The sequence below is a fragment of the Microbulbifer elongatus genome (assembly GCF_021165935.1).
Classification (GTDB): domain Bacteria; phylum Pseudomonadota; class Gammaproteobacteria; order Pseudomonadales; family Cellvibrionaceae; genus Microbulbifer; species Microbulbifer elongatus.
Genome location: NZ_CP088953.1, coordinates 2620476 through 2635377 on the forward strand (window position 1 = coordinate 2620476; position 14902 = coordinate 2635377).

Here is a 14902-nt window from a genome sequence, read left to right on the forward strand (position 1 = left end):
GCATGAGCAAGAAATTAAAAGACACTCTGCTGGAGCCGGTATTCAACAATAACCCCATTGCGCTGCAGATCCTTGGTATCTGTTCTGCACTGGCGGTTACCAGCTCGCTGCAAGTGACGCTGGTAATGTGTATCGCACTGACCACGGTGGTGGCTTTCTCCAACACCGCGGTATCCCTGATCCGTAAGCAGATCCCGAACAGCATCCGGATCATCGTACAGATGACCGTGATTGCCTCGCTGGTAATTCTGGTTGATCAGGTACTGAAGGCATACGCCTACGACATTTCCAAGCAGCTCTCGGTATTCGTTGGTCTGATTATCACCAACTGTATCGTCATGGGGCGCGCGGAAGCCTTCGCCATGAAGCACGGTCCCAAAGACAGCTTCTTCGACGGTGTCGGTAACGGCCTGGGCTACAGTGTGATCCTGATCGGCCTCGCGTTCATCCGTGAACTTTTCGGTGCGGGCAAACTGTTCGGCGTGGAAATCCTGCAGACCGTGAACAACGGTGGCTGGTATGTACCGAACGGCATGCTGCTGCTGCCGCCGAGTGCCTTCTTCCTGATTGGTCTGTTTATCTGGGCGATTCGCGCCTGGAAACCGGAGCAGGTGGAAGAGGACGAGTTCAAGATTGCGCCCAACTCCAAAATGCCGTTGGCGCAACAGGAGGCCTGATCGATGGAACATTTTATTTCTCTCATCATCCGCGCCGTTTTCGTAGAAAACATGGCGCTGGCCTTCTTCCTGGGGATGTGTACCTTCCTCGCGGTATCCAAGAAGGTCGAAGCGGCGATAGGTCTCGGTGTTGCGGTAATCGTAGTGCTGACCATCACCGTCCCTGTAAACAACCTGATTTACACCTACCTGCTGAAAGACGGTGCGCTGGCCTGGGCCGGCTTCCCGGAGGTGGATCTGAGTTTCCTCGGTCTGCTGTCTTACATCGGCGTAATTGCAGCGCTGGTACAGATCCTGGAAATGTTCCTGGATAAGTATGTACCGGCGCTCTACAACGCCCTGGGTGTATTCCTGCCGCTGATTACCGTGAACTGCGCCATCATGGGTGCGTCTCTGTTCATGGTGGAGCGCGAATACAATTTTGGTGAAAGTGTTGCCTACGGCTTCGGCGCCGGTCTCGGCTGGGCGCTGGCGATTGCGGCTCTGGCGGGTATCCGCGAGCGCATGAAGTACAGCGACGTACCGAACGGCCTGAAAGGCCTGGGTATCACCTTCATTACCGTTGGTCTCATGTCGCTGGGCTTCATGTCCTTCGGCGGCATCGACATCTAAGCGGGGAGGTTGAATAACATGGAATTAACGGATATTTATTTCGGCGTCGGCATGTTCACCGTGATCGTGATCGCGCTGGTAGCCATCATTCTGGTTGCCCGTTCGCGTCTGGTGAACACCGGTGAAGTCAACATCCTGGTCAACGATGAGAAAACCCTCACCGTACCGGCTGGTGGCAAACTGCTGCAGACCCTGGCTGCCAACAACCTGTTCCTGGCTTCCGCCTGTGGTGGTGGTGGCTCCTGTGCGCAGTGTGTATGTGTGGTTGAAGAAGGGGGCGGCGATATGTTGCCCACCGAAGCTGCCCACTTCACCCCCCGCGAAGCGAAGGAAGGCAAGCGCCTGTCCTGTCAGGTTGCGGTCAAGCAGGACATGAAAATTGAAGTGCCGGAGGAAGTGTTTGGTGTGAAGCAGTGGGAATGCACTGTGGAGTCCAACCCGAACGTGGCCACTTTCATTAAAGAGCTGACCCTGAAGCTGCCGGAAGGTGAGAACGTCGACTTCCGTGCAGGTGGATACGTACAGCTGGAGGCGCCGCCCCACCACGTGAAATTCTCTGACTTCGATATCGAAGAAGAGTACCGCGGTGACTGGGAGCACTTTGGTTTCTTCAAGTTGGAGTCCAAAGTCGACGAGCCGGTGGTGCGCGCCTACTCCATGGCGAACTACCCGGAAGAGAAGGGCGTTGTTAAATTCAACATCCGTATTGCGACTCCGCCGCCGCGCACCGAAGGTATTCCACCGGGCCAGATGTCTTCCTACGTCTTCAATCTGAAGCCGGGTGACAAAATGCGTGTGTACGGTCCCTTTGGTGAGTTCTTCGCCAAAGATACCGACAATGAAATGGTGTTCATTGGTGGTGGTGCCGGTATGGCGCCGATGCGTTCGCACATCTTTGATCAGCTGAAGCGCCTGAAAAGCACCCGTAAAATCAGTTTCTGGTACGGCGCGCGCTCCCTGCGCGAAATGTTCTACGAGGACGATTACAACGGTCTGCAGGAAGAGTTCGACAACTTCCAGTGGCATATCGCCCTGTCTGATCCGCAACCGGAAGACAACTGGGAAGGCTACACCGGCTTCATCCACAATGTGGTGTATGAAAACTATCTGAAGGACCATCCGGCGCCGGAAGATTGTGAGTACTACATGTGTGGGCCGCCCATGATGAACGCGGCAGTGATCAACATGCTGAAGAACCTGGGTGTTGAGGATGAAAACATCCTGCTCGACGACTTCGGTGGCTGATCACCCATGATTGGAAGTGACAACACATCCACGAAAGCAGGGCCGATGTATTCGGCCCTGTTTTTGTTTGTGCGCCCGGGGTTTTCCAACCGCGCCACCGTCGCGCTGCTGCTGGCCCTGCTCGTCAGCCTTGCCGGCTGCAGTCAGGAAAATACGGTCTGGAAGCTGACCGGCCCCACCATGGGTACTGCCTACCACGTCACCGTGGTGGATGCGCCCGCCGGCCTGGCGCGGGCAGAATTGCAGGCCATGATCGACGCGGAGCTGGCGGCGGTGAATCAGGAAATGTCCACGTATATTCCGGATTCCGAGCTGATGCAATTCAACGGTGGTCCTGTGTCACAGCCGGTGGCACTGTCGCCGAACCTGGCACTGGTGATCGCGCAGGCGCTGGAGATTTACCGCAACAGTGGCGGGGCTTTCGATGTCACCGTGGGGCCGCTGGTCAACCTGTGGGGCTTTGGTCCGAATCCGGAGCCGGAAACGGTGCCGGCTGCAGCGGAGATCGACAAGCTGCGCGCGCAGATCGGTTCCGATGCACTGAGGCTGGATGGTCAGAAACTCATCCGCAGTCGCCCGGTGCAGATTGACCTGTCGGCCATCGCCAAGGGTCACGGCGTTGACCGTGTCGCAGATCTGCTGATGGAGCAGGGCGTCGCCAACTATCTGGTGGAAGTGGGTGGTGAGCTGCGCACTGCGGGAGTCAACCCGGCGGGGCAGACCTGGCGCATCGGCATCGAGCGTCCTTCTGCCGGGCAGGTGGTGCAGAAACCGATTCAGGTGGCGGGCAAGGGTATTGCCACCTCTGGCGACTACCGCAACTACTACGAGCGCGATGGCAAGCGCTACGCCCACACCATCGATCCGCGTACCGGTCGGCCGGTGGAGCATCGCCTGGCATCCGTGACCGTGATCGCGGACACCTGTGCCATGGCCGATGGTTACGCCACCGCGCTCAATGTGATGGGGGCCGAGGCTGCGTTAAAATTGGCGGAAGAGCTGCAATTGGCGGTTTTCCTGCTGGTAAAGACCGATACCGGGTTCGAAGAGCGCGCCAGTAGTGCTTTTGCGCCCTATCTTGCAAATCAGGCTGAAAGTCAGGGGAGGTAACCGTGACTATTTATATTCTTGCGTTCATTGTTGTACTGTTGGTCATTACCGGCATGGCGCTGGGTGCCATCGTGCAGAACAAGCCGCTGAAAGGTTCCTGCGGTGGTCTGAACAAGATCGGCATGAAGAAAGACTGCGACATCTGTGGCGGTGACGACGATGAATGTGAAAAAGAACAGGAGCGTCAACGCCAGGCCGCACTGGCCAAAACTGCCGCCGCCGACCTCGCGTACGATGCTGCCGCGAAAGGTAAGCAGAGGAAGTAAGCGGCCCTCCTGCGGCAGCCGCGCACACGTGCGCAACACTATTCGGATGGAGAAAGGCGTCGCCTGCTGGCGGCGCTTCCGATAACAAACGACAATGAAAAACAAGACAGTACTTCAATGGCAGATTCCAAATACGATCTGGTAGTAATTGGCTCCGGTCCCGCCGGGGAAGCCGCGGCCATGAGTGCCGCCAAAAAAGGCCTGCGTTCTGCGGTCATCGAGCGTAGTGTGGCGGTCGGTGGTAACTGCACGCACAAGGGCACCATCCCCTCCAAGGCGCTGCGCCATTCCGTAAAGCAGCTGATGCGTTACAACACACAGAGTGTGTTCCGGGCTCTGGGCGAGCCGCGTCGCCTCACCTTTCCGCAGGTGATGCGCACGGTCAACAAGGTCATTAATCAGCAGGTGGAAATGCACACCAGTTTCTACGCGCGTAACCGCGTCGATCTGATTATTGGCGATGCCAGATTCATGGATGCAAACCGGGTAGAAGTACAGTTGGCTGATGGTGCCAAGGAAATTATTACTGCGGAAAAATTTGTGGTGGCCACAGGCTCCCGTCCTTACCGTCCGGCAGATGTGGACTTTGAGCATCCGCGGGTGTACGACAGCGACACCATTCTGGATATGGAGCACACGCCGCAAGCGATCATTATTTATGGCGCCGGTGTGATTGGTTGTGAGTATGCGTCTATATTCGCCGCGCTCGGTATCAAGGTTGACCTGATCAACAGCCGTGAGCATCTGCTGGAATTCCTTGACGACGAAATCTCCGACGCGCTCAGTTACCACCTGCGCGATATGGGGGTTACCGTTCGCCACCGGGAAGAGTACGCCAAGGTGACGGGCAGTGATCGCGGCGTGGTGATGGAAATGCAATCCGGCAAGCGGATCTCTGCCGATGCCCTGCTGTGGTGTAACGGCCGCTCCGGTAACACCTCCAGTCTCGGTCTCGAAAACATAGGCCTGGAAGCCAACCACCGGGGGCAACTCGCTGTCGATGAGCACTACTGCACATCCGTGGAGAATATCTTTGCCGTAGGTGATGTGATTGGCTGGCCTAGCCTGGCGTCGGCTTCTTACGACCAGGGGCGTGCGGTTGCGGCGGCGATTGTCGGCCGCGGCCACCGAGTGATCGAAGATGCCCCCACCGGTATTTATACGTTGCCGGAAATTTCCTCGGTGGGTAAAACCGAATCAGAACTGACCAGCGCCAAGGTGCCCTACGAAGTCGGGCGTGCTCTGTTCAAGCACACGGCGCGGGCGCAGATTTCCGGTGAGCGTGTGGGCATGCTGAAGATCCTGTTCCACATCGAGACACACGAAATTCTCGGTATCCACTGTTTCGGCGCCGAGGCCGCAGAAATCGTCCACATCGGGCAGGCGATCATGAAACAGCCGGCGCCGAACAATACCATCGATTTCTTCGTCAATACCACGTTCAACTATCCCACCATGGCGGAAGCCTACCGCAGTGCCGCCCTGGACGGACTGAATCGGGTGATGCGACTGTGACCGAGCCTTCGGCCGACGAGTTTCGCAAGCTGATGGAGGGCGTCTTTGAACAGGTGCCCTTCGTACGGGAAATTGGCCTCAAACTGCACGACTTCAATTTCGCCGAACAGACGCTGTCGGCCAAATTCGCTCGCACGCCCAAACTGATCGGCAATCACTTCCACAATATTCTGCACGGTGGTGTCATTGCCACTGCGCTGGATACGGTGGGAGGTTTCACCGCGATGGTGGCGGCCTATCAGCGGATGGGTGGCGCCATCGACTGGGAAGAGAAGGTTCAGCGTCTCACCCGTCTGGGGACCGTCGATATGCGGGTGGACTACTTAAAGCCCGGGCGCGGCGAGGAGTTTATCTGCGGCGGCTCAATTTTGCGGGTGGGGAACAAGCTCGTGGTGAGCCGAATGGAGTTGCACAACGAAAAGCAGGAGCTAATTTCCACCGGAACCGCTACTTTCCTGTATTGAATCCGCGCACTGGAAAGCCGGGCATAAAAAAACGCGCTCACTTTTCAGTCAGCGCGTTTTTTTATGGTGAACAGGCGTGTCCCTGTATCAGCCCCGGTGTTTGGCGACGGTATGAAGTACCCGGTCGTACTCGAAATAGACAAAAAAGTCGGCATATTCCCAGCGGGTAATGGCTGGCTCACCTACCGGGCCCTGAATACTCATTGGCTCACCGAATTCCTCAGTGACCTTTTCCTGCTTCTTGCCGCGCAGGTGATTGGCCTCCACCGCGTAACCCTGTTCGCCAACGGGGACTTCGACAGTGTCTGCCTGAGAGAGTGCGGTGCCGAACAGAGTGGCGCAGGTCAGGCTGGCGAGTGTCAGGTTGCGCATGGATTTTCTTGAGAACATTGGGGCTCTCCGGTCTGATTATTGGGGTCTTATCAACGACGTTGTGACGATTAAAGCAGATATTCTGCCTAAACACGCGGCATTCTTCACGTTTTTCGTGCGCGAGGCCGCGCGGCGTCCTTTCCCGCCCGTTGCCGCCCTGTGCTAGGCTGAATCTCGAACAGGGATAACCGGACAGTCACGGATGAGGCTTGCTCACTTCTTCGCCAGTGGTGGTCTGCTGGTCGGCACCATATTTTTTGCGCTCTCGCTGACCCCTTCGCTGATTCCACGGGAGGGGGTTACCCAGGGAATGATTTCCGGTGCCGCTCTGGCGGCGGGTTACGGAGTGGGTGTCTTCCTGACCTGGTTGTGGCGATACCTCGAACTTCCGGCCCTGAGTGAGCGGACCCGCCGGCGCCTGCGCTGGGTCGTCAGTGCCGGTTGCGTGCTGCTCGCGCTGATCTTTCTGTGGCGTGCCGCGCACTGGCAGAACGCCGTGCGCGCACTCATGGGAATGGAGGAGGCCCCCGGCGTCCGGCCCATGGTGATCGCCCTGGTGGCGGCGCTGGTGTTTCTGGTGCTGCTGGTGATCGCCAAGCTGTTCCGGCGCCTGTTTTATTTTCTTGCCGGGCGTCTGCAGAATCGGGTGCCCCGTCGAATTGCCGGATTGCTTGCCCTGTGCGGCGCCTTTGTCCTGTTCTGGGCGGTGTTCAACAAACTGTTGATCAGGGAAGCGCTACACCAGGTCGACGGTATCTATCAGCGTCTGGACGCCAGCGAGGCCCCGGATCTGCCGGCGCCCACCGGCAAGCTGGACCCGGGTGGTCCGGATTCCCTGATACGCTGGCAGGACATGGGCCATCAGGGCCGGCGCTATCTGTCCCTCCGCCCCCGGGCCGACGACATTGCTGAGGTCACCGGAGACGCCCGCGACCCAATCCGTGTGTACGTGGGCCTGAATGCCGCGGATACGCCGGCACAGCGCGCCAAGCTCGCTCTGGACGAGCTCAAGCGGGTAGGGGGCTTTGAGCGTTCTTACCTGATTCTGATTACCCCCACGGGTACCGGTTGGGTTGATCCCGGTGCCATCAATTCGGTGGAGTATCTGTTAGGGGGAGATGTTGCCAGCGTGGCGGCGCAATACTCCTATCTGCCCAGCCCGATAGCGCTGCTCACCCAGGATGCCTACGGCCGTGAGACCGCACGGGCGGCGTTTGGGGAAGTCTACCGCTACTGGCGGCAGCTGCCGCACAGTTCGCGCCCCAAACTCTATCTGTTCGGCCTGAGCCTCGGTGCGCTGAACTCCGACCGTTCCTTTGATTTCTACGACATTATCGATGACCCCTTCCATGGTGCCCTGTGGGTGGGGCCACCGTTTCGCAGTGATACCTGGCGCATGGTGACGGCCGAGCGCGACCAGGGGTCCCCCGCCTGGTTACCGGAGTTTCGGGGCGGGGCCGTGGTACGTTTCGGCAATCATTTTGAAGGCTATAACCGTGGGGACGCGCACTGGGGACACTTCCGCATTGCGTATCTGCAGCATGGCAGCGACCCCATCGTATTTTTCGACCCCAACGCCGCCTACCGTGAACCAGACTGGATGAAAGGTACCCGGGCACGGGATGTATCACCGGATCTGCACTGGTACCCCATTGTCACCATGCTACAACTGGCCATGGATATGCACGCCGGTCTGGCACCCATGGGGTATGGACACAGTTACGCACCCCAGGACTATGTCCGGGCGTGGCATCAACTCCTGGCGCTACCAGGCTGGGAGAAGACAAAAATCGAACAACTCAATAAACACCTGTTGAAATGGAATCCTCGCTGAGATTTGCCATCCAAACCTGAGTGTCCGCAGTGCCGGTGTTTTGTGGTGTGGCCGGGCTAAATACTTGGATTTCTTGGCGTTTTTCCGCTTAAATCACCGACATGATAAAACCAGTTCCTCTTTACATCGGCCTGCGCTACGTGGCCGCCCGCCGGCGCCAGCAGTTTATTTCCTTTATTAACGGTTTCTCCCTGCTGGGCATGGCGCTCGGGGTCTTCGCGCTGATCGTGGTGACGTCGGTCATGAACGGATTCGATCGAGAGCTGAAAACCCGCATCCTGTCGGTGGTTCCCCACGGTTTTGTGGAGCAGAAGGGCGGGCTCGAGGATTGGCCGGCCATTGCCACACAGCTGCGCGCACAGCCACATGTGCAGGCCGCGAGCCCGTTTGTTCGCGGCTTCGCCTTGCTGGGGGCCAATAACCAGTCCCAGGGCGTTGAATTTCAGGGCGTGGATCCGGAGGCGCTGCGACAGGTGTCCGCGGTGGGGGAACACATGCTGGTGGGCAGCCTGGATGGGCTCGAATCGCGCAGTTACAACATTGTGCTCGGGCGCATACTCGCGCGTCAGCTCGGTGTAATGCCCGGTGACAGTGTCATTCTTACCCTGCCGGATGTGATGATCACCCCCGCCGGCATCTTTCCCCGCACCAAGCGTTTCACCGTTGCCGGTGTTTTTTCCGTGGGCGCACAGGTGGATCAGAATATGGCACTGATGCACCTCGACGATGCCGCGCGCCTGTTGCGCATGCCCGGCAAGGTACAGGGGCTGCAACTGAAGTTCGATGATATGAACAATGCACTCGGGCGGGTCGAAGGCTACGCCGAAAACCTGGGGGAGGGCTTTACCGGAGAAGACTGGAGTCACTCCCAGGGCAGTCTGTTTCAGGCGGTCAAGATGGAAAAGACGGTGGTTACGCTGATGCTGATGATCATCGTCGCCGTGGCCGCGTTCAATATCGTTTCCGCGCTGGTATTGATGGTTGCCGACAAACGCTCGGATATCGCGGTGCTGCGCACCCTCGGGTTGACCTCCCGTCAGATCATGACGGTGTTTGTTGTACAGGGCAGTGCTATTGGCATTATCGGCGCGCTGGCGGGCGGACTGCTTGGCACCCTGATGGCGCTCAACCTGACAGATATCGTTTCCTGGGTGGAACAGGTGATTGGTGCCCAGATATTCGACCCACGGGTATTTTTCGTGAGTTTCCTGCCATCGGAATTCCGCCCGGGGGATGCCATCATGGTTTTGAGTGCCGCGGTGCTGATGAGTCTGCTGGCCACCCTGTTCCCGGCCTGGCGCGCGGCACAGATCGCCCCGGCGGAAGCGCTGCGCTACGAGTAATTGTTGTGCGCCCACAAACTGGATTAGATAGAAGATGAATAGCCAAGTGGAAATACACCCGGAAGAATCGACCCCGTACCCGGCCGCCGATGTGGTGTTGGCCTGCCGTCAACTTTCCAAGACCTATCGTCAGGGCGCCAATGAGCTGGCGGTACTGCGCGGTGTGGAACTGCAGGTGCCCAAAGGTGAACGTCTCGCCATTGTCGGTGCGTCCGGCTCCGGTAAATCGACCCTGCTCAATCTACTCGGTGGGCTGGACACGCCGACCTCCGGAGAGGTCTGGGTGGGCGGTAAAAACCTGGCGGCACTCAATGCCAACGAGCGTGGCTGGCTGCGCAACAGCAGCCTTGGTTTTGTCTATCAGTTCCACCACCTGCTGAATGAATTCAATGCCCTGGAAAATGTGGCCATGCCGCTGCTGATCGGCAAGCAGCCGGTTGCCGAAGCTCGTGCAGCGGCCACGGAAATGCTGCAGGCGGTGGGGCTTGGCGAACGGCTGGATCACAAACCAGCACAACTGTCTGGTGGTGAGCGTCAGCGGGTAGCCATTGCCCGTGCACTGGTGGCGCGCCCCGCCTGCGTATTGATGGACGAACCCACCGGAAATCTGGACCGCGCTACCGCCCAGGAAATTCACAAATTGATGGATCGCCTGAACCGCGAAACCGGCATCAGTTTTGTAATCGTGACCCACGACCCGGATCTGGCGGGTGCGCTGGACCGCTGTCTGCATCTGGTGGATGGCGAGCTGGTAGAAGACTGGAAACCGGGCGACGGTGTTTAAGGAAAGTCATGTTTAAGCCTTTACCCGCCTTTATCGGCCTGCGTTACGCCGGGGCCCAGCGCAGCGACGAGGACTCCGCCGGGCTGGTGTCGTTTATTTCCGGTCTCTCCATGATCGGCTTGATTCTCGGTGTGGCGCTGATGGTGATTGTCATGTCGGTAATGAATGGTTTTGACCGAGAGTTGCGCGAGCGCATTCTCGGCATCATGCCCCACGCCACCGTCTACAACACCAACCCCGACATCAACTGGACCGCAGTGCGCGATCAGGTGGCCGCAGCGGAAGGGATTACGGCCGCTGCGGAAGTGTGGCAGGTGAACGGCCTCGCCAAAAACGGACTGGAAGTTACACCGCTGCTGGTGCAGGGGGTAAACCCCGAAACCATCGTCAACGTGTCTACCATTGGTGACTTCCTGCAGCCCGGTAGCTTCGATGCGCTGACGGATAACCCCGCCGAGCCGGGCATTATTCTCGGCAAGGGCATTGCCGATAAACTGGAAATCGGTGTGGGTGAGCAGCTTTCGGTGATCGTCCCGCAGAGTGCCAGTGCCAGTGGCAGCGGCGGCGGCGGACGCAGCGCGGCGCAGCTTGCCGGGTTCAAGGTGGTCGATGTTTTTCACTCCGGAACCGCGCTAGACCATTCCCTGGCGATTGTGGACTGGGCACAGGCCAGAACCCTGGCCGGTGGGGCAGGGGGTGCCGGAGTGCAGATGCGCATGCAAGATATGCTGCGTTCTTTCTCCGTGTTTCAGAGCCTGTTGCAGCAGCTTCCGGTCGAAGGCTACTACGGCAACGACTGGACCGGTACCCACGGCAATCTGTATCAGGCCATTCAGATGTCGCGCAATCTGGTGAGTCTGTTGGTGTTTCTGATCATCGCCATTGCCGCCTTCAATGTGGTTTCCACCCTGGTCATGGTCGTGATCGACAAGCACGGGGATATCGCGATTTTGCGCACAATGGGGGCCAGCACCAAAGAAATTTTGCTGACCTTTGTCAGTCAGGGTGCGCTGGTGGGGTTGATTGGCGTACTGGTGGGCGGTGTGCTGGGTGTGCTCGGCTCACTGGTGGTGACCGATGCGGTGGCCGGGCTGGAATCGTTATTCGGTATCCAGTTTCTGAAGTCGGATGTGTATCCGGTGGACTATCTGCCGTCGGAATTACATTGGGGTGATGTCGCACTGGTGGTGGGCGCCGGCTTCCTGCTGAGCCTGATCGCCACTCTCTATCCCGCGCTTCAGGCAAGTCGCGTGCAGCCAGCGGCGGCACTGCGACAGGACTTCTAACATGTCATGCTGGACGAGGTCCGGCATCCAGAGAATCGGAGTACTGGATCCCGGGACAAGCCCGGGATGACGAAGCGGGTATACCCGTCATGCCGGACTGGATCCGGCATCCAGCGAACCGGAGTACTGGATCCCGGGACAAGCCCGGGATGACGAAGCGGGTATACCCGTCATGCCGGACTGGATCCGGCATCCAGCGAACCGGAGTACTGGATCCCGGGACAAGCCCGGGATGACGAAGCGGGTATACCCGTCATGCCGGTCTGGATCCGGCATCCAGTGAACCGAAGTACTGGATCCCGGGACAAGCCCGGGATGACGAAGCGGGTATACCCGTCATGCCGGACTGGATCCGGCATCCAGCGAACCGGAGTACTGGATCCCGGGACAAGCCCGGGATGACGAAGCGGGTATACCCGTCATGCCGGACTGGATCCGGCATCCAGAGAATCGGAGTACTGGATCCTGGGACAAGCTCGGGATGACGAGAACGCCCCCGTGGCCGGGGGCACTTTAGTTACTGATGATCCACCCAAAAATCGTAAACAACCACTTCACCGTAGTTGTCCGGATGATCGGTGTAGTCACCTTCTTCATCAGGGTTACTCTGGGTGTAGTTGCCAATCTTGAAGTAGGCTTCTCCGTAGTCCAGATCCATCACATAATCGTTGGAACCGTCTTTTACAAGATACTGGCTCGCATTACCTGACAGGAATGCTTCATTCAGATTGCCATCTTCGCTGTAATAGACATAGTGCTTCCCATCTACAACCTCAAAGATCACCTCGTGGCGGGTGCCGAGTTTGTAGTCGTCCTTGATGGTGACATTACTTCTCAGTTTTCCGCCATTGAAGCTGAGGAAAAGATGCTCGTCTTCCAGACGTACGACCAGCGCATCGTCGATACCCTCGTCTTTATTGCCGTGAATCTGCGTGGCAACCAGCTCATCCTTCACGATTGGCAGATGCGTAATAGCCTGGTCGACATAGACAATGTGCTGGCCATCGGTGGTCCAGTAAATATCTTTGCTACCATCGGCCACACGCTCCCGGAGTTCTGAGCGAATGTTGTCCGAGTTGGGCGTAGTACCGTTATTGCTGCGGATCGGTGCGCGGAACACCATGCCGTCGCCGGTCTCGTTCACAAAGAAGTACTCATTGTTGGACTCACCACACAGTGTCTTGTCTTCTTCTCCATCCGGGTAGGTAATCTTCCATTGATCACAATTTTCCATCAGGTCAGACGGAATGGACGCAGAGCCGGAAGAGCCACCGCTGCTGCCGCCGGAAGAACTGCCGGAAGAGCTGCTCGAGGAACCACCGGAAGAGCTGCTGGACGAACTGCCGCCAGAGCTGGAGCCGGAATCATTGTCTCCGTTGTGTGAAACGTCCAGGTTGTAGAAAGAGACCTGTGCGTAGTCGTCGCTGTCACCACCGTTATTCTGGTTGTAATTACCGGCTTTAAAATAGAACCAGTCATCGTTGTATTCTTCTGCCCAGAATACGGTTTGACGCGCCCAGGTACCGTCGGACTTGGTCACGGTAACCGTCATCTCACGGCCTTCCACATTGACCTCGTAGCCAAATTTCTCACCCAGGGCGATACCGTCTTCCACTGGCTCAACGGTAGATGTCAGGCCGTACTCGTCGGTACCGGAATCACCAAACAGGGGAATGAATACTTCGGTATCGGAGTCTTCATACGCCATGTACACCCAGCCTTTGGTATGGCCCGGAAGCTTGCGGTAGTAGAGCTTGAATGGCTCGTGATCGGACGCGTGAATCTGGCCGACAATCACACGGCCCACACGCCACTCAGAGCCGGAGTCGTAGGTATCGGAAACGCGGTCCACCGACACGGTGGCTTTCATATTGCCATCCACTGCACCTGCGGCATTGCGGTCTGAGCTGGAAGCGGTGGAGATCACCCAGTTATTACCCAGGCTGGTCGTGCCCGCGCTTTCGTTCAGCATTTCGCGCAACTCGGTGCGCGAGTACGAAGAGTTGGATGTAGAGCCGCCGTTGTTCGGACACTGGAATACCATGGCACCAGTATCACGGTCGGTGTAGAACTCATCGTCACTGACTTGGGGCGGGAACTTTTCGTCCGCATCTGGATAGGTGATTTTCCAGGTGCTGAGATCAAAGTTTTCATCCGGGTCCGCAGACGGATCGAGATTGGCCAACGGCAGAGTGCCATCGGTGCCGTACACGAGGCAGCCGACCGTTACACTGTCGCCGGTGCTTGACGTATCACAATCGGAAGAGCCGCCACTGCTGCTGCCGCCACTACTGCTGCTTCCGCTGCTGCTACCACCACCGCTGCTACTGCTGCCACCGTCCACCGGGTCGGTGTGGCCGTTGTCTTCACTGACCCGAATTTCGGACAGAGAATTCCAGGCGCTGCTGCTGTTCCCGTAGCCGATATAGCGCACGTAGCGCGCTTCGGTTTCAAACAGCGAAAAACTTTCCCAGGAGGAAGTGTCGCCACTGCTTACCGCTCCGGACAGAACAGTTTCCCAGGCAGACATGTCTTCGCTGGTCTGGATATCGAATGAGAAACTGCGTTCGTCACCTTTATGAAAAGCGATGTCCACGCTACCTACCACCTGGCTTGCGCCGAGGTCCAGTTGCAGCCATTGGCCACTCCCTTCCGCGGACCAGCGGGTATCGAGGTCATCATCCAGTACATTGGCAGCGACGTTTTCCCCTTCATCATCACTTGCTGTAGCGACAATCTCAGGTACGCAGGCAGTACAGCCCGGATCTTCAATTTCCTCACCCGGGTCATCAGAACCGCTGCCACCGGTGGTGAGAATGTCGACTTCGCTGATACTGTTCCAGTCGTTGGCGGAATTGCCGTAACCAACAATCCGCACATAGCGCGCGTAGGAGTCGGCAACTTCGACACCTTGCAGTTCGTCAGAGCTGTAAGGCTGTTCGTCGTCGTACACGGTTTTCCAGTTGCTTGCATCAAGAGAGGTCTGGACTTTCAGGGTATTTGTACGCTCATCGCCTTTGAAAAAGGCCATTTCCAGCGAGTCAACGGTGTAGTACTTGCCCAGATCATACTGGATCCACTCACCTTCACCTTCGGCTGACCAGCGTGTGGATAGGTTATTGTCGAGCGTATTTTCGGGCTTGTTCCCGTCATGGCTCGAGGCAGTAACGCCTACTGGTTCTACGATCTGGCTCATGGCTGCTTGTGAAGCAAAAACCAGAACCGCTGTTGCCAATTTTGTTGGCAACCATTTTCGCGCGTTCATTTTTGATTCCCTTTGGGTTTTTTAGCGCGCACAGTCCCACCGATGAACGCTCAGGTTCACCTATGAAATGTGACGCGGTTGTTTCTTTGAGAAATTTTTACAAACTGCGAAACCACATCTGTGGTTTTT

Annotated in this window: 13 protein-coding genes; 11 read left to right on the plus strand and 2 right to left on the minus strand. The window is 57.6% G+C overall.

Annotation, left to right across the window (positions count from 1 at the left end; translation table 11 throughout):
• The first annotated feature begins 2 nt into the window (after positions 1-2).
• From LRR79_RS10700 to LRR79_RS10730, 7 genes are all read left to right on the plus strand, one after another.
• Complete coding sequence (locus tag LRR79_RS10700) at positions 3-677, plus strand: NADH:ubiquinone reductase (Na(+)-transporting) subunit D (protein ID WP_043316478.1); 675 nt, start codon at positions 3-5, stop codon at positions 675-677.
• A 3-nt stretch (positions 678-680) separates the two neighbouring features.
• Positions 681-1289 carry an NADH:ubiquinone reductase (Na(+)-transporting) subunit E gene (gene nqrE / locus LRR79_RS10705; protein ID WP_231757201.1) on the plus strand — a complete coding sequence of 203 codons (609 nt, stop codon included), beginning with the start codon at positions 681-683 and terminating at the stop codon, positions 1287-1289.
• 18 nt (positions 1290-1307) lie between these two features.
• A complete protein-coding gene (nqrF, locus tag LRR79_RS10710; protein WP_231757202.1) occupies positions 1308-2534 on the plus strand; it encodes an NADH:ubiquinone reductase (Na(+)-transporting) subunit F in 1227 nt (408 codons plus the stop codon).
• 45 nt (positions 2535-2579) lie between these two features.
• Positions 2580-3644: an FAD:protein FMN transferase gene (locus tag LRR79_RS10715; RefSeq protein WP_231757203.1), complete on the plus strand. Its 1065-nt coding sequence runs from the start codon at positions 2580-2582 to the stop codon at positions 3642-3644.
• 2 nt (positions 3645-3646) lie between these two features.
• Positions 3647-3910, plus strand: a complete 264-nt coding sequence (gene nqrM / locus LRR79_RS10720; RefSeq protein WP_231757204.1) for a (Na+)-NQR maturation NqrM — start codon at positions 3647-3649, stop codon at positions 3908-3910.
• A 117-nt stretch (positions 3911-4027) separates the two neighbouring features.
• Positions 4028-5425 (plus strand): Si-specific NAD(P)(+) transhydrogenase, encoded by a 1398-nt coding sequence (gene sthA, locus LRR79_RS10725; protein WP_231757205.1) that lies wholly within the window; start codon positions 4028-4030, stop codon positions 5423-5425.
• Entirely contained in the window at positions 5422-5889 is a 468-nt protein-coding gene (locus tag LRR79_RS10730; protein WP_231757206.1) for a thioesterase family protein, read from the plus strand. The genes sthA and LRR79_RS10730 overlap by 4 nt, the downstream gene beginning before the upstream one ends.
• A gap of 87 nt (positions 5890-5976) precedes the next feature.
• On the opposite strand, the gene LRR79_RS10735 is transcribed toward LRR79_RS10730, so the two are convergent.
• Positions 5977-6279: a hypothetical protein gene (locus LRR79_RS10735; protein ID WP_231757207.1), complete on the minus strand. Its 303-nt coding sequence runs from the start codon at positions 6277-6279 to the stop codon at positions 5977-5979.
• A 184-nt stretch (positions 6280-6463) separates the two neighbouring features.
• Between LRR79_RS10735 and LRR79_RS10740 the strand changes: the two genes are divergently transcribed.
• The 4 genes from LRR79_RS10740 (at position 6464) to LRR79_RS10755 (ending at position 11508) form a co-directional block, all read left to right on the plus strand.
• Positions 6464-8095, plus strand: a complete 1632-nt coding sequence (locus LRR79_RS10740; protein WP_231757208.1) for an alpha/beta hydrolase — start codon at positions 6464-6466, stop codon at positions 8093-8095.
• Positions 8096-8196: 101 nt separating this feature from the next.
• A complete protein-coding gene (locus LRR79_RS10745) occupies positions 8197-9438 on the plus strand; it encodes a lipoprotein-releasing ABC transporter permease subunit (protein WP_231757209.1) in 1242 nt (413 codons plus the stop codon).
• Between the two features lie 34 nt (positions 9439-9472).
• Positions 9473-10222 carry a lipoprotein-releasing ABC transporter ATP-binding protein LolD gene (gene lolD, locus LRR79_RS10750; RefSeq protein ID WP_231757210.1) on the plus strand — a complete coding sequence of 250 codons (750 nt, stop codon included), beginning with the start codon at positions 9473-9475 and terminating at the stop codon, positions 10220-10222.
• An 8-nt stretch (positions 10223-10230) separates the two neighbouring features.
• On the plus strand, positions 10231-11508 hold the full coding sequence (locus LRR79_RS10755) for a lipoprotein-releasing ABC transporter permease subunit (protein WP_231757211.1): 1278 nt from the start codon (positions 10231-10233) through the stop codon (positions 11506-11508).
• Positions 11509-12025: 517 nt separating this feature from the next.
• Here the strand turns inward: LRR79_RS10755 and LRR79_RS10765 are convergent.
• Positions 12026-14704 carry a polysaccharide lyase family 7 protein gene (locus tag LRR79_RS10765; protein WP_269455072.1) on the minus strand — a complete coding sequence of 893 codons (2679 nt, stop codon included), beginning with the start codon at positions 14702-14704 and terminating at the stop codon, positions 12026-12028.
• Between the last annotated feature and the right edge of the window lie 198 nt (positions 14705-14902).